Raw genomic sequence first — 18,279 nt, 5'->3', positions numbered from 1 at the left:
GCAGCATCCCCGCGACACCGCGATGGCGGTGCCCCGAAGCAGGGTGTGCTGGCTGGTCATGGATACGACGCTAACCCACAATTCCTATGTGTCAACTAGGATTTCATGCGCTGGGACGCGCGAGGTGTGACAATGGATCGAAATACGTGAATCCATGGCCGACGGCGCACACCCGACGCCGGGTCAGACCTGAGGGAGTCAGCGCCATGACCATGCCCCGTCGAGGACGCGGACCCGTCCCGGTCCTCGCCGCCGTGTCCCTCCTCGTGGCCGGGGTGCTCGCCGGCGCCGCTCCGGCCGCCGCCGCCGATCCGCCGCACCGGGTGGACAACCCGTACGTCGGAGCCCGCGTCTACGTCAATCCCGAGTGGGCCGCGCACGCCGCCGCCGAACCCGGCGGCGCCGCGGTCGCCGGTCAGCCGACCGCAGTCTGGCTGGACCGGATCGGCCGCATCGAGGGCAAAGACGGGGTGCTGGGCCTGCGCGAACATCTGGACGCGGCCCTGGCGCAGCGCGCCGACCTCGTCCAGGTGACCCTCTACGACCTGCCGGCCCGCGACTGCGGCAGGCGAGCCCCGCAGGGCGAGCTGTCGATCGGGGACATCGCCCGCTACCAGGCAGAGTTCATCGACCCGATCGTCGAGATCCTCGCTGATCCCCGCTACGCCGACCTGCGGATCGTCGCGTTCGTCGAGCCGAACTCACTGCCCAACCTCGTCGTGAACACCGGCACCCGCTACACCGCCACCCCCGCCTGCGACGAGGTGCTGGCACGCGGCACCTACCTGGACGGGATCGGGTACGCCCTGTCCCGGCTCGGCACCGTACCCAACGTCTACCCGTACCTGGACATCAGTCACCACGGCGAGGTCGGCTGGCCGGAAGACTCCGCCGCGCTGACGGCGCTGCTGCTCCAGGCCGCGACCACCGCCGGCAGCACGGCGGCCAACGTGCACGGCTTCGTCGCCAACACCGCCAACTACTCGGTCCTGCACGAGGAATACTTCCGTGCCGACGACGTCGTCAACGGCCAGCCGGTGTACCAGTCGAGGTGGGTCGACTGGAACCCGTTCGTCGACGAGGTGCCCTACACGCGACACCTCCGTGCGCTGCTGACCGGGGCGGGTTTCTCCCCGGCGGCGGGTGTCGTTGTCGACACCTCACGCAACGGCTGGGGCGGCCCGGGCCGCCCCACCGGGCCGGCGACCGCCGGCGACGTGAACCGTTACGTCGACGGCAGCCGGATCGACCGGCGGGCCTTCGTCCAAAACTGGTGCAACCAGGCCGGCTCCGGCCTCGGCCCCCGGCCCGCCGCCGAACCGGAGCCGGGCATCGACGCCTACGTGTGGGTCAAGCCGCCCGGCGAGTCCGACGGCGCCACCGGGAGCCCGAACACGGGCCGGCCGTACGAGCCGTTGTGCGACCCGTACTACGTCCTGCCGCGCAGTTCCCCGTACGACACCGGTGCGATGCCGGCAGCCCCGCCACTCGGCGAGTGGTTCCCGGCGCACTTCCGTCAGTTGCTGACCAATGCCTGGCCGCCGGTCTGAGCCGGATCGAGGGCTGGCACCGGATTCACTAGCCTGGCCGGCGTGACGGCATTCGACTGGACCGCGCTGTCGGCGGCGAGGAACGCGAAACTGGACGCGGTCCCGGAGATGATCAACCACGCGTTGCGGTTTCTGGAGGATCTCCTGGAAGACACCAACCACGTGTGCACCTTCACGCTCACCGACGGGCCACTGACGGGCGACGTGACCACTGCCGTGAACGCGCTGCTGCCGACCGACTGCCGGGTCTCCCGGCTGGCGCCGGTCGGCTCCTGGTCCGAGCTGGTCCACGCGGCGCTACCCGGGCTGTTCCTTCCCGGGCATCCGGCCTACGTGTGGGCCGAGAAGATGCCTGCCCGGCAATTGGCCGAGGCGGTCGCCGGATGGGTCGTGGCGCTGCTGCGGCGAATCTGGCCCGGCTCGGTCGAATCCTGGGAACTCACCGTCGACACCAGCCACTGGTACGAAGCCGTCTACGTCGACCTCGTCGTTCGCGTGGACGACCGGGTGTGGCTGCTGCACCTGGGTGCCAGCGACTGACGGCTGGACGACACCACGCCGCTCATGGCGGCCACCATCGTTGCCAGGGCGGACCGTGCGGGCAGGAGAGCGTGCGCGATCACGCGCTCAGCGGGGCATCCTCCGCCGGCGCGTGCAGGGCGAGTTCCCCCCGGGCCGCCGCAACGAACCGTCGCTCCGCCGCCCACAGTTCATCGAAGCGCTCGGGGGACAGGGCATCGACGTCACACGTTGCGCGCGCGGCGGCAAGGAGCCGTGCGTGTCGCACCATCAGACGTGACGCCGCCACAACGTCCGGTCGACCCGCGATCAGCCGTAGTTCTGTCTTGGCTGCCTCCAACTGTTCCTTGTACCGGGTGCCCTGCTCGTCGAAGAACGGCATGGGGTCGTGCGGGCTCCGGGGACGGGGAACGGCGGTGATTCGGGCGGACGGCAGCAGGATGTAAGCCACGTACTCTCGGAACGCAGTCAGGAACGTGGTGTACGCGGCGAGCCGGATGTCCCGCCACTGTCGTTGATTGTCGCGGTGCCACAGCCGGTCCTGGGCCCGTATGGTGAGCCAGCCGCCGAGCATCACGGCGAGCAGGGTCGTCACAGCAGTGGCACCCGCTTGAGCGACGTTCACGGAACCTCCTCATCGACCAGCTTCGGTTTCTCCACTGTCACACGAGATTCCAAACTGGCGAGGGATCACGATCCGTGGGCGGAGTCCAGGCGATCGACGACCCATGGCGCGAACGCCTCCCGGCGAACGTGCGCGAAGCTGGGCCGCAAAAGCGCGTGCCGTTGTGCGGCCGCCTCGTAGCGCACCCGGTCGGCGAGCTTTCGCTGGAAGTCCTGTAGTCGGGGCAGCACCTCCAGGTCGTCGCCCCACAGCAGGTCGGGAGCCGGCAGCAGCATGCTCTGGAACAGTCCGGGGCAATAGGAGTCGAACTCGTCTATGCGGTAGATGTCGGTAGTCCGCAGCTGACCTGCTGCGGCCGGCACGGTCTCCGGCCTCAGTACCCAGCCGCGCCCGGCGAACGTCCGCTGATGATCATGGCGATGGGTGGGCCTGTCGCGATAGTCGCGCACCGAGCGCCGTACGCCGGCCAGGTCTCGCAGGATCCGCGGCGTCGACGAGATGAGCACGTAGTCGAGAACGGGCATCGTCATCAGGTGAAGGCTCAGTGCGTACCGCCCTGCCACTCCGCCGATCTCCAGAACCGGGTCGGCTGCGTGATCGCCCCACAGCTCGACTTTGTGGCTCAGCACTGTGCGGTGGTCGTCGAACCGGTTCGTGAAGACGTCGGCGCGATCGGCTAGACGGTGTACGTCGGTCGGCGAGGCGAACGGAATCCGCTGGAGCCGCGCGGCCACCTCGCTGAGGGCGGTGGCGTCACGCAGGACGATGATGAGGTCCAGATCGGAAGCCGGCACCACTGGCCGACGCCCACGGACGTTGTAGAACCGGCCATAACTGGCGGATCCGACAAGCAGCCCGGTGGTCCCGGTCCCCGCCAGAGCCAAACGGAGCGATCGCGCATCGCGGATCCTCCGACACGTCTCGACCATCGCCTCGTACGGCGTCGGGACCGGACGACCGGCGGGCGCGGCTTCGGTCAGATCTGCGAACCGGTCGTCACGGTAGTACCGCTGCCAGAGCGCGCCGTCGATCTCCTCGTGTCCCTCGTTGTTCGCCAGGACCGCCAGCCCATGAGCGCACATCTGCTCTTCGCGCTCCCGGTAACTCGCCGAGACGTCCTGCATCGCCTGGGCCAGCGCTTCTCGTAGGGGCCGCGGTGGCTGTCGTACCCCCCTGGGCGCGGCGAACTGGACGCACTGCCGATACAGGCCGGTCACCCGCCGCCAGTCGGCCACCAGATCGGCCTGCGGCAGAACGTCGGCGACCCTGTGCAGTGGTCCCATGGAGTCGATCACCATGGGTAGAGCGTCGGCTCCACACCAGCCGCCACCGGATGGCTTCGCTTCGGCGTGACACGAAACCGCTCACCTACGATCGAACGGTGGCCGTCAATACCGGTGTCGTACGCGATGCGCTCCGTGCCGTACGGACGTGGCGACTCGGTCGGGACTACCGTCCGGACAGTCTTCCATTTGCTGATCATGATCCGCTTGCGGTGTGGAAGGCACTTCGCAGCCTGGCTCACGCGGAGTTCGGGTGGGACGACATCGTGGGTATGGCGCTTGTCGTCTACTACGGACTGGACATCGCGCCGCCGAAGTCCGAGGCGGACACCGGCCGCGTCCTCGCCGCCCGAATGGCGGGGACCGGCGTGCTCGGCCGTCCCCTGAGCGTCGCCACCGTCCGTCGCTATCTGCGCACGGCGGAAGAAGCCCTCGCCCGGCGTGCCGGCTGGCGGGCATCCCTCGGCGTAGCCGGAGCGGCCCGGATGCGGACCGCGGTGCAGGGAGTTGAGTTCGGAGCCTTGGTGGCGACGTTGCCACCTCCGCCCTGGGGCGCTCTGGAGCGCCGGCTGGCCCACGGTCTGCTGCACCTGTACCTGCGGGCCGACACCCCGGGCGAGGTTGCCGGAGCCGCTCAGCGTGCCAGGAAATCGCGCGCCCTACGGACCGCCGAGGCCAACCTGGCCGTGGCGCGAGCGGTCCTCACCTACACCGAACCGTCATGGCCACGGACCACCGTAGCGAGCCACGCGCAAACCCGCGACGAGGCCCCGACGACGATGGACTCCGCTCTGCGAGGGCACGGCACCCTCGATGCGTACGAAGGGCTGCTCAACCTGTGTCGTCGGGCGTTGAGCTCGGACGGCTTGATGGCGCCGGTGTGGCTGGAACGGGCTGCGGCCCTGCGTGCCCGCCTGGGGGCGGCCCTCGACTCCGACCAGGGGCGCCGCCTTGTAACGATCGAGAGTTGGTATCGGGGTCAACTCGCGTACGACTATCAGGACATCGGCGCGCTGGGACGGCATCCTCGCCCCGGCTCGGCACGGCTGCGCAGGCTGACGCCACTCGGTCGAGCCGACGGGTTCCGGACCAGCAGCACGCATGCCGCGATGATCTTCGAGACCCGAGTGCTGGCCGCCCACGGATACTTCGCCGAGGCGTTGGCCGCGGTCCAGCAGCGGCGGACCGAATTGGTGCGCGGGGGGATCCGCCGGGAGGGCGATGCGGACACCACATGGCACGCGCGCCTCAAGAGCCGGTTGATGGCCAACCAGGCCGAGTTGGAGATCCTCGTGCTGCAGCTTGAGCGTCCGACCGGCCTGCCACAGACCTCGGACACCAGGGGCCTCTACCGCCACGCGGAAGGGCTGGTGGAGGCGATCATGGAAGACTCCTTGGAGCTCGCCGACGACTTCGGCTACAGCCATTTCGCGGCGGTCGCGGTCCGGTTCTACCTGGCGGTGGCCAGCCGAGCGACGACTCAACGCCGTCGACGCGCGATGCTCGCCAACGCGCACCGCGTCCTCGATCGGGAGCCGCTGTACGCGCCGTGCCCCTGCGGCTGCACGGCCTCGTCCAACGGCGCCGTGCTGCGCGTCTCCGTTGCGGAGCGTGACGATCGAGTGATCAGAGAAGAGCTGCTCGTCGCGGGACGGCGGGCGCGGCAGGTGCACTACTTCGATGGCGAGATCATGGACCTGCTGCTGTTGCATCGGCAGGCCCGGCGCATCGTCGATCTGCCCGACTTGACCCTGGACTCGAAGCTGCTCCGCCCCCGCCCAGGATCGCCGGCGCGTCACCACGCTGCCTGGCTGCACCTCGTGGGGGGCGATGCCCGGTAACCGGTCCGATCAGGCTGCCGGGGAGCACTTTCGACTGTCCGGTACGCGGACGAAAGCGGATCTCGTGAGGTCGGGGCTGGTGGCACGACCTGTGCGGCCCCGGACGTACGCAGGAAGCGGAATAGGCTTCAGCCCATGAGTGGCGTGCTGAGCGGTGCCCGAGTCTCCACGAATCCCCTTCGCCAGCTCACCATCGACCAGCTTCGGCAGCGCACCAGCCTCAAGTGGCGGGAGTACCCCGACGACGTGCTGCCGCTCTGGGTCGCGGAGATGGACGTGCCGCTTGCCGAGCCGGTCGCGCGGGCGATCACCGACGCGGTCGCGCGCGGCGACACCGGCTACCCCGCCGGGACGGCGTACCCGCAGGCGCTGGCGGAGTTCGCCCGGCGGCGGTGGGGTTGGGACGGGCTCGCGGTGGAGCGCACCGCGCTGGTGCCCGACGTGATGCACGGTGTCGTCGAGGCGCTGCGGCTGGTCACCGGGCCGGGGGACGCGGTGGTGGTCAACTGTCCGGTCTACCCGCCGTTCTACGAGTTCGTGGCGCACGCCGACCGCCGGATCGTGGAGGCGCCGCTCGGCGCGGACCTGCGGCTTGACCTCGGCGCGCTGGAGGATGCGTTCCGCCAGGCCCGGGTCGGTGGGCGACCGGCGGCGTACCTGCTGTGCAGCCCGCACAACCCGACCGGCGTCCTGCACACCGCGGACGAGTTGGCCGCCGTCGCCACGCTTGCCGAGCGGCACGGGGTGCGGGTGGTCGCCGACGAGATCCACGCGCCGGTGGTGGGTGGGGGAGCGCGCTTCGTGCCGTACCTCTCGGTGCCCGGCGCGGAGAACGGCCTGTCGCTCATGTCGGCCTCGAAGGGGTGGAACCTGGCCGGCCTGCGGGGTGCGCTGCTCATCGCCGGCCCGGCCGCGGCCGGAGACCTCGCCCACGTTCCGTTCGAGGCCAGCGTCAGCACCAGCCACCTCGGCGTGATCGCGCACACCGCCGCTTTCCGCGACGGCGGCGAGTGGCTCGACGCCCTGTTGACCGGCCTGGACGACAACCGTCGGCTCCTCGCCGCGCTGCTCGGCGAGCACCTGCCGGCCATCCGCTACCAACCCGGGCAGGCCACGTATCTCGCCTGGCTCGACTGCCGCGCCCTCGGCCTCGGCGACGACCCCGCCGCGGTGTTCCTCGACCGTGGCCGGGTGGCGCTCAACTCGGGTTCGGCCTTCGGCACCGGCGGCGACGGGCACGTCCGGCTGAATCTGGCCACCGCACCGGAGCTGATCACCGAGGCGGTACGCCGGATGGCGGCCGCCGTCGCCGGATGAGTCACGTCACCGAGAGCCGGGTGGGCGGGGACAATAGTCAGCGTGCCACCTGCCTTCGTGCTGCACCACCACCGCAAGCCGCGACCGCACTTCGACCTGCGGCTGGAGGAAGCCGGTGTGCTGCGTTCCTGGGCGGTGCCCCGCGGCCTGCCGGACAATCCCCGCGACAACCGGCTCGCGATCGCCGTGCCGGACCACCACCTTGATCACCTCACCTACGAGGACGCGGACAAGTCGATCGCCGACATCGGCACGTGGGAGGAGCACGACCGCGACGAACGCCGCCTGCTGTTCACGTTGCACGGGCGCGCCGGCCGACGACGGTACGCGCTCATCCGCACGGGCGAGGGGTGGCTGCTGCACCTGACCAAGGAGCAGCCCTCGGACGGGTGAAGGGGACAGGTGGCAGCCGCTGGGGCCGGATGTTTCGGCCTCGCGTAAGGGGTATTCAGGCGCACCGGCGCGGCCGTGGGGGGAACAGCGTCACGGAGTAAGGGAGTGCGTGTTATGTCTGATCCGCAGCCCACCATCGTTCTCGTACACGGGGCGTTCGCCGAGTCGGCGAGCTGGAACGGCGTGATCGAGCGGCTGGGCGCCGCGTACGACGTGGTGGCTGCCGCTGTCCCACTGCGGGAGGTCGCCGGCGACGCCGCGTACCTGCGGGACGTGGTACGCGGGATCGGCGGCCCGGTCATCCTCGTCGGACACTCCTACGGTGGCATGGTGATCACGCAGGCCGCTGCCGGCGAACCATTGGTGCGGGCCCTCGTGTACGTCAACGCCTTCTGCCCGGACACCGGCGAGTCGGGGCTGTCGCTGTCCGGGAAGTTCCCCGGCAGCACGCTCGCCGACACGCTTGTGCAGTACCCGCTCTCGACCGGCGGCAACGAGGTGGCGATCGGGCAGGACACCTTCCACAAGCAGTTCGTCGCGGACGTGTCGGCAGACGTCGCCGCGCTCATGGCCCGGACTCAGCGGCCGATCACCGAGAAGGCCCTGGGTGGCGGGCTCACCGGCGACCCGGCCTGGCGATCGTTGCCAAGCTGGTTCGTGTTCGGGGACGCCGACAACAACATCCCGGTCGCCGCGCACCGGTTCATGGCCGAGCGGGCCCAACCGCGGGGCCAGCGTGAGGTCGCCGGCGGTTCGCACGCCATGGTGGTGGCCCGACCCGGCGAGGTCGCCGAGACGATCATCGAGGCGGTCCGGGGCGTGGGCGGCTGACGCCCGATCTCGGTGGGCACGTCGTAGACCGCTTGTGCCGCAGCGGTTGGCCGGGGTGCCGTACGTCCGCTGCACTGCGGCCCCGCGCCACGACGCGGGGCCGCTGTCGTCCGTCCACCAGCGGTTCGCCCCGGCTGGTCTCGACGGTGTACGCCGTGCCCGACAGTCTCGTCCATCCCCAATTATGATCAATTATCGACGAGGCCGGAATCAGCGCGTCGTATTGGCGATGGCATATCCGAGTCGGATCCATGACGCAGGCGTAATCGAGGCCTTACTGGTCAACGACCCTGCGTGCTAGCCTGCCTCAACTCTCGCAGGTGAAGCCCCAATTCGGCACCGATTTTCTCGGGTGATTGTTGGAGGGCACATGGACAGACTGCAGGCTCTTGCGGTTATACGTGAGGTTGCGGTCGAGGTGCTGGTGGTCGAGCCCGAGGCGGTGACCGAGGACGCCGACTTCCGCAAGGATCTCGACGCGGAGAGCCTGGATCTGGTGGAGCTGTTGATGGCGCTCGAGGATCGGCTCGGAATCCGGTTGCCGCAGGACGGGCTGCGCGAGATCAACACCGTTGGGCAGGCGCTCGACATGGTTCTCGACGGTGGGGTCGGCGATGTCACCGAAGGCGGCGTCGTTGCCGAGGGCGCCGGGGTGGTGGGGGAGGCCGAGCGGAAGACGCCCGCCTGATGGAGGGTGACAGTCCCGTCCGGCACCGGGTTGCCGTCACCGGGGTGAGCGCCAGGACGCCAGCCGGTGACACCTCCGAGGCACTGTGGTCGGTGCTGCGGTCCGGGCGTTCGGTCATCGGCCCGATCCGCAGCTTCGACGCCTCCGGGCTCGCGACCCGCATCGCGGGGGAGATTCAGGGCTTCGACCCGACCGCCTACCTCAGTCCGAAAATGGTCCGGCAGACCGATCGCGTCAGCCAACTCGCCTTCGCGGCGGCGCTCGACGCGTTCGCCGACGCCGACGCCAGGCAGTTCGACCCGGACCGGTGCGCGGTCGTGGTCGGCACCGGCATGGGCGGATCGGACAGCTTCTACCGGCAGGTCCGCGCGTTCATCGAGAACGGTCCGGACCGGATCAGTCCGTGGGCGATCCCGATGATCATGCCGAACGCGGCGGCGTCACTCATCGCCCGGCAGTTGCGGTGGCGCGGGCCGAACTTCTGCATCTCGACAGCCTGCACGGCCGGTGCCAACGCGATAGGCGAAGGCGTCCGACTCATCCGTGACGGCAGCGCCGACGTCGTCCTGGCCGGCGGCACGGAGGCGGCGGTCAACCCCATCGTGGTCGCCGGGTTCGCCCGGATGCACGCGCTGAGCACCCGCAATGCCGAGCCCGAGACCGCCTCGCGTCCGTTCGACGGGGCGCGGGACGGCTTCGTGCTCGCCGAGGGCGCGGCCTTCGTGCTCCTGGAGCGCCTCGACCGGGCCCTGGCCCGGGGCGCCCGCATCCACGGCGAGGTGGTCGGCTACGGGTTCAACAGCGACGCGTACCACTCGACCATGCCGCATCCGGAGGGGCGCGGTGCCGTGCACTGCATGCGCCTGGCGCTACGTGACGCCCGCGTCGACCCGGCCGACGTCGGCCACATCAATGCGCACGGCACCTCGACGACGCTCAACGACGCCGCCGAGGCGCAGGCCATCCACGCCGTGTTCGGCGGCGCCGCACCGCCGACCACCTCGACGAAGGGCGCGCTGGGACACCTGATCGGGGCCGCCGGCGCGGTCGAGGTCGTCGCGTCGCTGCTCGCTCTGTGCCATGGCGAGATCCCACCAACGGCCAACCTGCGCACCCGCGGGTCGGACATTCCCATCGACGTCGTCGCCGACGCCCCGCGTACCGGCCGGCCCGGCCCGATCCTGACGAACTCGTTCGGGTTCGGCGGGCACAACGCCGCACTGGTGCTCGCCTCGGTCGACGACTCCGGCGCCACCGTCAGCTCCAACTGAACATCCGCACCGTCCAACTGAGACAAGGTGGTCGAGGGTGAACATCCAGGCCGCCCCGGCGGGGCCCGGCAGCGTCATCGACAGCATCGGCGTCGCACTGCCCGACCGGGTCATGACGACCCGCGAGGTGCTCGACGGCTGTTCCAGCCGGCTGGCACTTCCGTTGGAACAGACCACCGGCATCGTCTCGCGGCGCGTCGCAGGCGACGCCGAGTACGCCCTCGACCTGGCCACCCGCGCCGCCGAGGACTGCGTCTCCCGCTCGTCGATCGGGCTTGCCGAGGTCGACCTGCTCATCAGTGCCAGCATCTCGCGGGTGGACAGCCCGGACCGGTCGACCTACGAGCCGTCGGCGGCCACCCAGCTGCGCCACCGCCTCGGCTGCGAACGAGCGTGGGCGTTCGACGTGACGAACGCGTGCGCCGGCCAGTTCACCGGTATCTACTTCGCCGACGCGCTCATCCGGGCCGGCGAGATCGGTTCGGCGCTGATCGTCAGCGGGGAGTACATCTCCCATCTGATGCGCACCGCCCAGTTGGAGATCACCGACGAGCTCGATGCCCGCATCGCCTGCCTGACGCTCGGTGACGCCGGCGCGGCGGTCCTGCTGACCCGGGCCGACGACCGGCCGGGGGGCTTCGAGCACATCGGCATCCGCACCGTCGGGCGGTACCACAACCTGTGCGTGGCCGGGCCGACCGACCGCCCGCACGGCGGCGTGATCATGAAGACCGACATGATGGGTCTGGCGGCCGCCGGCATCCGGGAGATGGTGGCGCACACCCAGCAGGCCCTCGACGCGATGGGTCTGTCGCCGACGGACTTCGACCGGTTCATCCCGCACCAGACGTCGACGCTGGCGATCCAGGCCGCCGTCCGCCGCACGAACAAGGTCTTCGGCGGCGTGGTCCTGGACGAACGGGACGTCATCAACAACCTGCCGAGGCGCGGCAACACCGCGACCACGACACACCCGGTCGCGCTCCGCGACGCGAGCCTCGACGGGCGGATCCGCACCGGCGACCGGGTGCTGTTCGAGGTCGCCGCGTCCGGGGTCAACGTCGGCACCGCCGCGTACCGGCTGGACGGGCTGCCCGACCGGCTCGCCCGGGGGACCCGGTCACCGCGGACCGCGCCGCCGCGCCCCCGCCCGGCACCCTGGCCGCACCCGGTGCGCGCCGCCGCGATCGGCCTCGCCGACCCCGAACCCGACGCGACGACGCTTGAGCTCATCCGCGCCGCCACCGACGACTGCCTGCGCCGGGCGGGCGTCCGCGCCTCCGACGTCGACCTGCTCATCCACGTCGGGGTGTACCGCACCGGCATGATCGCCGAGCCGGCCATCGCGGCGATCGCCGCTGGCGAGCTGGGCTTCGACGGCAGCACCGCCGCCAGCGGCGACGTACTCGCCTTCGACGTCACCAACGGCGCGCTCGGCACGCTCGACGGCTGCCGCATCGCCGCCGAACTCATCCGGGCCGGCAAGGCCGACACCGCCCTCGTGGTCGCGTCCGAGGTCGAGCAGCGCGAGCCCGGTGCCTCCGGGCCCGCGGTGGCCAGGTGCGGCTCGGCGGTGCTGCTGCGCCTCGAACCCGACAGGGCCAGCGGCTTCCTGGGCTTCCACAGCCGCTCCGTCGCGATGCCCGCCCCGGACCGGGGCGCGTGGGCGATGCAGGACGGCGGGCACAACTTCATCCGCGCCACCGACCGCGCCGAGCCCGCCGCGGCGTACGCCGAGCACGTGCCCGCGGTCGTCGCCGAGCTGCTGGACCGGATGCGGGTGCGGCCGGAGGCGATTCGCGCGGTCGTGCCGCCCTGGCTGCCACCGTCGGTCGAGCGCCGGCTGCGCGACACCTGGCCGGTGCTCGGTCCGCGGCTGGCCACGCCGCCGCCCGCGGCGGACGGCAGCGACCTGTTCACCTCGGCCTTGCCCGTCGGTCTGCGCGCCGTGTCCGTCGGCGGCGGCGTTTCGCCAGGCGAACTCGTGGTGGTCGTCGGCGCGAGCACCGGCATGGAGATCGGCGCCGCGCTGTACCGCATCTGAAGGGAGCGCGCATGTGTGGTGTCGCCGGCATCCTCGATCTCGACGCCGCTGTCGAGCCGCACCGGTTGGCCCGGATGGCGCATGCGCTTGCGCACCGCGGCCCCGACGGCGAGGGCTACTTCGTCGCGCCGGGCATCGGGCTGGCGTACCGGCGGCTCGCGATCGTCGACGTGGCCGGTGGGCAGCAACCGTTGAGCGACGAGCGCGGTGACATCCAGGTCATCTTCAACGGCGAGATCTACAACCACCGAGCACTGCGGGCCCGGCTCGTCGAGCGCGGCCACACCCTCACCAGCGGCAGCGACGGTGCCGTGATCGCCCACCTCTACGAGGAGCACGGCCTCGGTTTCGTCGACCACCTCGACGGGGACTTCGCCATCGCGTTGTGGGACGGTCGCCTCCGTCGGCTCACGCTCGCCCGGGACCCGGTCGGTGTCAAACCGTTGTACTACCACGTCGCCGGGGGCCGGCTTCAGTTCGCCAGCGAGGTGAAGGCCCTGTTCGCGTCCGGGCTGTGCGCGGCCCGCGTCGACCCGCAGGGGCTCCGCGACGTCTTCGGCTACGGCCAGCCGACCGCGCCGGGCACCTTCTGGGCCGGCGTCCACGACCTGCCGGCCGGGCACCTGCTGGTGGCCGACGGGCAGGCGGTGGTCCTGCGCCGGTACTTCACCCCGCTGGGCGGGGACCCGGACGACCTGCTGAGCGGGCGGCCGGCCGTCGAACAGTTCCGCTCGGCGTTTGTCGAGGCGGTCCGCAAACGGCTGCCGGACGAGGTCGGCTTCGGCGCGACACTGAGCGGCGGACTGGACAGCACCGCCGTCGTCGCGACGATCTCGGCGATCCTCGGCACACCGGTACAGACCGCGAGCATCCGGTTGCCCGGATCGGACCTCGACGAGGGCCGCTACTCCCGGCTCGCCGCGAAGGCACTGGGAGTCGACAACGTCGAGATCGAGTTCGACGGCGCCGAGGCGTGCGCGCACCTGGCGAAGACGCTGTGGCACCTGGAGGCGCCGCAGTGGTTCGGCGTCGCCACCCCGTTTCTGAAGGTGACCCGGCTCGCCGCCGAGCGGGGTGCCAAGGTCGCGCTGACCGGTGACGGCGCCGACGAGCTGCTCGGCGGCTACTCCTGGTACGTCCTCCAGCGGCTGGAGCAGCGGCTCGGCCGGCTGACCCGGGCGGGCCTGGACCCGCTGCGCCGGCTGATCCTGGGCCGGGTGCTGGCCCACAACGCGGCCCCTGCCGGCGCGGCCGCCCACATGGCCGCCGTGCCGGGGCGGCTCGCGGACGCCGCCGATCGCTTCGGCGGTGGCGCACCCGCCTGGTTCTACCTGTGGTCCGCGATGGACGCTGTCGCGCCCGCGCTGCTGCGCCCGTCCAGCGGCGCCCTCGCCCCGTCGCCGTTGCCGGCCCCGCCGGCGCACACGGCGCTGCACCGCTCGCTGCACTACGAGTACCAGACCCGGCTGCCCACCTGGGTCCTCATGCTCAGCGACCGGCTGTCCATGGCCAACGGCGTGGAGGTCCGCGTGCCGTTCATGGACCGGGCGCTGCTGGACCTGTCGGCACGGCTGGATCCTCGGATGCTCATGCGCGGGACCAGCGAGAAACACATCCTCAAGGAGGCCCTTCGCGACGTGGTCCCGGCACCGATCCGACGCCGCCGCAAGAAACCGTTCTTCACCCCCATCACGCCGTGGTATCTCACCGGCCCCGGCAGGGAACTCGCCGCCACCTACCTCGGGCCGGCGGCGGTACGCGCCAACGGGCTCTTCGACCCGGCGCAGGTGACCGCGCTGCACCAGACGGCGCTGCGGGGAGCCGGACGCACCTGGGAGGGCACGGTCGCCGAGTGGGCAATCATGGCCGTCCTCACCACCCACCTGTTGCTCGAGGTGTTCCACGACGCGGCGGCCACACCCGCGCCGGCCGTGCTCCCGGCGCCGCTCGCCAGCGCCCTGCAACGCGCCGAGCGGCGATGACGAGCCCCGAGCGGCACCGCTGGCCCGGCATCGAATCGCGCACGATCCTGGTCACCGGGGCGACCGGCTTCATCGGCGCCCGGCTCGTGCGACGGCTGGCCGACCTGGGGTGCGCGGCAGTCGCGATGGTCCGCCCCACGTCCGACCGCACGGTTCTGGCCGGCATCCCCGGGCTGCGCTACGCGGTCGCCGACCTCGACACCGGCGCGGGCGTGCCGGCGGCGGTGGCCGGCGTCGACACCGTCGTGCACCTGGCCGGCCAGGTGAAGGCCCGCCGTCCGGGGGCCTTCCGGCGGGGGAACACCGAGTCCACCGGTCGGCTGGTCGCGGCAGTGGCCGCCGCCGAGCCGAACCCTCGGCTGGTGCTGTGCTCGTCCCTGGCCGCCGCCGGCCCGTCCCGCCCCGGCCGGCCACGGGACGAGTCCACGCCCGTCGCGCCGGTTTCCGAGTACGGCCGCAGCAAGCTCGCCGCCGAGGAGATCGCCCGTGCCGCCGGGGTGCCCACCGTGGTCCTCCGCCCGACAATCGTCTACGGGCCGGGCGACCACGACTTCCTGCCGTCCTTCCTGCCGATGGCCCGGTTGGGCACCCACCTGCGCCCCACCCGCCCGGAACGCGAGTACTCCTTCGTGCACGTGGACGACCTGTGCGCCGCCCTGATCGCGGCCGTCGTCCGGGGCGGGACGCTGCCCCCGAACGGGGGTGCCGAGGGCGTGTACCTCATCAGCGACGGCGCGGTGTACGGCTGGAGCGACTTCTGCCGGGAACTCGCCACCGCGGTCGGCCGCCCACGCCCGCGTTTCATTCCGGTCCCGGGTCCGCTCGTGCACGCGACCGGCTGGCTGTGCGACCTGAGCCCGGTTCGTCGGGGCCCGGCACTGACGATGAACCGGGACCGCGCGCACGAGATCCAGCAGTTGGCGTGGACGTGCGCCACCGATCGGGCCCGGGCGGACCTCGGCTTCACCCCCGCGTACCGCCTGCCGGAGGGCCTGGCCAGCGCGGTGGCCTGGTACCGCGGCCAGGGCCTGCTGCGCTGACGGCCCCGCGCGGCTACGCCTGCGGTTCGACCGCCTCGACGAGGACCTGGAGCACGTGCCGGTACGGCTTCCCGGTGGCCCGGCTCATGCCCATCTCGCAGGTGCGGTTGCAGGAGGCGTACCCGTCGTGGTCGCGTTTGTTGATCTCGGCGGCCTGGGCCGCGGTGGCGCCGGCGGTGACCTCCGGGTGCAGCATCCCCCGGTCGCCGGCGAAGGCGCAGCATCCCCAGCTCTCCGGGACGGTCACCGTGTCGGCCACCGCCCCGGCCACCGTGCGCAGGTCGTCGATGCCGCCGAGGTGCACTGTGGAGCAGGTGGGGTGCAGCGCCAACGAGCCCAGCCGCCGGGGCTCCGGCAGCGCCGGCAGGAGGTGCTCGGCGGTGAACGTGACGCTGTCGACGAAGCGCAGCTCCCGGTAACGCGCCCGGTCCTCCTCGGCGAGCGCGGCGGTCAGCTCGGTCAGCCCGTGCGTGCAGGACGACGCGTCGCACACGACGGGCAGGCGACCCTTGTCGCTGGCCTCCCACAGCGCGGCGAGGGTCCGCTCGGCCATCTCGCGGTGGCCGGCCGGGTAACCCTTCGACTGCCACGGCGTTCCGCAGCACAGGCCCGCCGTGCCGGCCGGTACGACGACCGGCACTCCCGCCAGCTCGCACAGGCGCAGGAACGCCGCAGCCGAGCCGCCGGCCGGGCCGTCCTCCGGGGCGAAGAGGCTGCCGACGCAGGCCGCGAAGAACACCGCCTGTGCGTCCGGCGCGCTACGGGGTCGGGGGCGGGGAGCGCCGGCGTGCGGCATGTCGTCGCTCCACAGTGGCATGAGTTCGGTGGCGCCGAGTCCACGGATCACCCCGGTGGCGGCGCGGGTCAGCGGTGTCGGTACGGCGTGCGCGGCGGTCAGTCCCACCCGGACGCCGGTCACGGCGGCCTGCCAGTGCCGTGCGGCGGTGCGGGCGGTGCGCTGGGCGCGAGGGCTGTGCCGCTCGGCGCGCAGCCGCTTCATGGCCGCGCCGGTGTCGATGCCGACCGGGCAGGCGGTGACGCAGAGGCTGTCCGCGGCGCAACTGTCCACCGCGGCGTACGCGTAGTCGGCGGTCAGCTCCCGGCGGCGCTCCTCGTCGCCGGCGGCGGTGGCGAGGGCGATCTGCCGTTGCAGGACGATCCGCTGCCGGGGGGTGGTGGTGACGTCGGCGGTGGGGCAGACCGGTTCGCAGTAGCCACACTCGACGCAGGCGTCCAGCTCGGGGTCGACAGTCGGGACGGCCTTGAGCTGCCGCAGGTGCACGCTCGGGTCGTCGTTGAGCAGCACACCGGGGTTGAGCAGGCCGCTCGGGTCGCACATCCGCTTGAGGTCGCGCATCACGTCGTACAGCTCGTCGCCGTACTGGCGGCGGACGAAGGGTGCCATGGCCCGGCCGGTGCCGTGCTCGGCCTTGAGGGTGCCCCCCTCGGCGAGCACGAGGTCGACCATGTCGTCGGTGAACCGGGCGTAGCGGTCGATCTCGGCCGCTGTGTCGAAGGACTGGGTCAGCATGAAGTGCAGGTTGCCGTCGCGGGCGTGCCCGAAGATCACCGCGTCCGGGTAGCCGTGCCTGTCGAACAGGCGGATCAGCCCGTCGCACGTGCCGGTCAGGCGCGGCATCGGCACCGCGATGTCCTCCAGCAGGGCCGTGGTGCCGGGAGCGCGGGCGCCGGCGACCGCCGTGTAGAGGCCCTTGCGCAGGTGCCAGAGCCTGGCCCGTTCGCGCGGGTCGTGGGTCAGGCCGGTGCCGGTGACGGCGGGCAGCCGGTCGAGCACGGGCTGGGCGTCGGCAAGCGTCGCGGCCAGCTTCTCCGCGCTGTCCTCGGCGAACTCCACGAGGAGCGCGGCATGCCCGGTGACCGTCAGCCCGCGCAGTGCCGCGCTCGCGTCGGGGTCGCGCTGGCTGACCCGCAGCGCTGCCGCGTCGAGCAGTTCGGCGGTACGCGCACCGGCGGCGAGCAGGGCGGGCAGCGCGTCGGTGGCGGCGCTGAGGCCGGGCAGGACCAGCAGCCCGGTGGCAGCGTGTTTGTGGATCTCGACGGTCCGGAAGACGGCCTCGGCCACGAAGCCGAGGGTGCCCTCGCTGCCGATCATCAGGTGGGCGAGCATCTCGACCGGGCTGTCGTGGTCGAGCAGGGAGTTCAGCCCGTACCCCATGGTGTTCTTCATCGCGAACAGCCGCTCGATCGTGGCGCGTGACCCCGGTGCCGAGCGCACCCGGTCGCGCAGGCGCAGCAGCCCGGCGTACAGCTCGGGCTCGTCGGCCCGCAGCCGGTCGTCGGCGTCGCGCGCGGCGGAGTCGACGACGGTGCCGGACGGGAGGACGAAGCGCAGCGACTCCATGGTGCGGTACGCGTTGTCGGTGGTGCCGCAGGTCATCCCGCTCGAGTTGTTGGCGACCATGCCGCCCACCGTGCAGGCGGCCTCGCTTGCCGGGTCCGGGCCGAGCCGGCGGCCGTAGCGGGCCAGCCGGGCGTTGGCCTGCCGGATCGTCAGGCCCGGCTGGAGCCGGATGCGACGGCCGTCGTCGAGCACCTCGGCGTGCCGCCAGTCGGTCCGGACGTCGACAAGCACGCCCGCGCCGCCGGCCTGCCCGGCGAGGCTGGTGCCGCCACCGCGCAGGGTCAGCGGCACGCCGGCCTCCCGAGCGCCGGCCATCAACGCTCCCACCTCGGCCGCCGATGCGGCGCGCACCACGGCCTGCGGCTCGAACAGGTACGGCGAGGCGTCGTGCGCGGCCGCCAGCCGGCGGGGCAGCTCGGTGCTGGCCCGGTTCGGATCGTCGAGGCGCGAGCGCAGCAGCTCGGCAACCTCGCGGGCGCGGACGCCGGCCGCGGTCGGCGCGGGTACGACTGTGCTCATGGGCGGGTCCTCCC

General features: G+C 71.9%; 14 protein-coding genes. 11 read left to right on the top strand and 3 right to left on the bottom strand.

Going from position 1 to position 18,279, the window contains the following annotated elements:
• The first annotated feature begins 206 nt into the window (after positions 1 to 206).
• Both AB0F61_RS21335 and AB0F61_RS21330 read left to right on the top strand, forming a co-directional pair.
• Positions 207 to 1,550: a glycoside hydrolase family 6 protein gene (locus AB0F61_RS21335; RefSeq protein WP_357812241.1), complete on the top strand. Its 1,344-nt coding sequence runs from the start codon at positions 207 to 209 to the stop codon at positions 1,548 to 1,550.
• A 42-nt stretch (positions 1,551 to 1,592) separates the two neighbouring features.
• The gene (locus tag AB0F61_RS21330; protein WP_357812239.1) at positions 1,593 to 2,090 is read left to right on the top strand and encodes a hypothetical protein; all 498 of its coding nucleotides are present in this window, start codon (positions 1,593 to 1,595) and stop codon (positions 2,088 to 2,090) included.
• A 79-nt stretch (positions 2,091 to 2,169) separates the two neighbouring features.
• On the opposite strand, the gene AB0F61_RS21325 is transcribed toward AB0F61_RS21330, so the two are convergent.
• Positions 2,170 to 2,694 carry a hypothetical protein gene (locus tag AB0F61_RS21325; RefSeq protein WP_357812237.1) on the bottom strand — a complete coding sequence of 175 codons (525 nt, stop codon included), beginning with the start codon at positions 2,692 to 2,694 and terminating at the stop codon, positions 2,170 to 2,172.
• Between the two features lie 65 nt (positions 2,695 to 2,759).
• Positions 2,760 to 3,992, bottom strand: a complete 1,233-nt coding sequence (locus AB0F61_RS21320) for a hypothetical protein (RefSeq protein ID WP_357812235.1) — start codon at positions 3,990 to 3,992, stop codon at positions 2,760 to 2,762.
• A gap of 197 nt (positions 3,993 to 4,189) precedes the next feature.
• Between AB0F61_RS21320 and AB0F61_RS21315 the strand changes: the two genes are divergently transcribed.
• From AB0F61_RS21315 to AB0F61_RS21275, 9 genes are all read left to right on the top strand, one after another.
• A complete protein-coding gene (locus AB0F61_RS21315) occupies positions 4,190 to 5,818 on the top strand; it encodes a hypothetical protein (protein ID WP_357812233.1) in 1,629 nt (542 codons plus the stop codon).
• A gap of 135 nt (positions 5,819 to 5,953) precedes the next feature.
• Positions 5,954 to 7,135, top strand: coding sequence for a MalY/PatB family protein (locus tag AB0F61_RS21310; protein WP_357812231.1), 1,182 nt, complete (start codon positions 5,954 to 5,956; stop codon positions 7,133 to 7,135).
• Between the two features lie 42 nt (positions 7,136 to 7,177).
• Positions 7,178 to 7,528: a DNA polymerase ligase N-terminal domain-containing protein gene (locus AB0F61_RS21305; protein WP_357812229.1), complete on the top strand. Its 351-nt coding sequence runs from the start codon at positions 7,178 to 7,180 to the stop codon at positions 7,526 to 7,528.
• A gap of 114 nt (positions 7,529 to 7,642) precedes the next feature.
• Positions 7,643 to 8,359, top strand: a complete 717-nt coding sequence (locus tag AB0F61_RS21300) for an alpha/beta hydrolase (protein WP_357812227.1) — start codon at positions 7,643 to 7,645, stop codon at positions 8,357 to 8,359.
• 370 nt (positions 8,360 to 8,729) lie between these two features.
• Positions 8,730 to 9,047: an acyl carrier protein gene (locus tag AB0F61_RS21295; protein ID WP_357812225.1), complete on the top strand. Its 318-nt coding sequence runs from the start codon at positions 8,730 to 8,732 to the stop codon at positions 9,045 to 9,047.
• A complete protein-coding gene (locus tag AB0F61_RS21290) occupies positions 9,047 to 10,318 on the top strand; it encodes a beta-ketoacyl-[acyl-carrier-protein] synthase family protein (RefSeq protein WP_357812223.1) in 1,272 nt (423 codons plus the stop codon). Before AB0F61_RS21295 ends, AB0F61_RS21290 begins: the two co-directional genes overlap by 1 nt.
• A gap of 37 nt (positions 10,319 to 10,355) precedes the next feature.
• Complete coding sequence (locus tag AB0F61_RS21285) at positions 10,356 to 12,362, top strand: 3-oxoacyl-[acyl-carrier-protein] synthase III C-terminal domain-containing protein (protein ID WP_357812221.1); 2,007 nt, start codon at positions 10,356 to 10,358, stop codon at positions 12,360 to 12,362.
• Positions 12,363 to 12,373: 11 nt separating this feature from the next.
• Positions 12,374 to 14,344: an asparagine synthase (glutamine-hydrolyzing) gene (gene asnB / locus AB0F61_RS21280; RefSeq protein ID WP_357812219.1), complete on the top strand. Its 1,971-nt coding sequence runs from the start codon at positions 12,374 to 12,376 to the stop codon at positions 14,342 to 14,344.
• Positions 14,341 to 15,384 (top strand): NAD(P)-dependent oxidoreductase, encoded by a 1,044-nt coding sequence (locus AB0F61_RS21275; RefSeq protein WP_357812217.1) that lies wholly within the window; start codon positions 14,341 to 14,343, stop codon positions 15,382 to 15,384. Before asnB ends, AB0F61_RS21275 begins: the two co-directional genes overlap by 4 nt.
• Before the next feature lie 13 nt (positions 15,385 to 15,397).
• Here AB0F61_RS21275 and AB0F61_RS21270 read toward each other — a convergent pair whose 3' ends face one another.
• Positions 15,398 to 18,265, bottom strand: a complete 2,868-nt coding sequence (locus AB0F61_RS21270) for an FAD-binding and (Fe-S)-binding domain-containing protein (RefSeq protein ID WP_357812215.1) — start codon at positions 18,263 to 18,265, stop codon at positions 15,398 to 15,400.
• Positions 18,266 to 18,279 lie beyond the last annotated feature (14 nt).

The sequence above is a fragment of the Micromonospora sp. NPDC023888 genome (genome assembly GCF_040639415.1).
In the GTDB taxonomy this organism is placed as follows: Bacteria; Actinomycetota; Actinomycetes; order Mycobacteriales; family Micromonosporaceae; genus Micromonospora.
The sequence above is the reverse complement of the archived record's forward strand: the minus strand, read 5'-3'. Positions and strand labels throughout refer to the sequence as shown.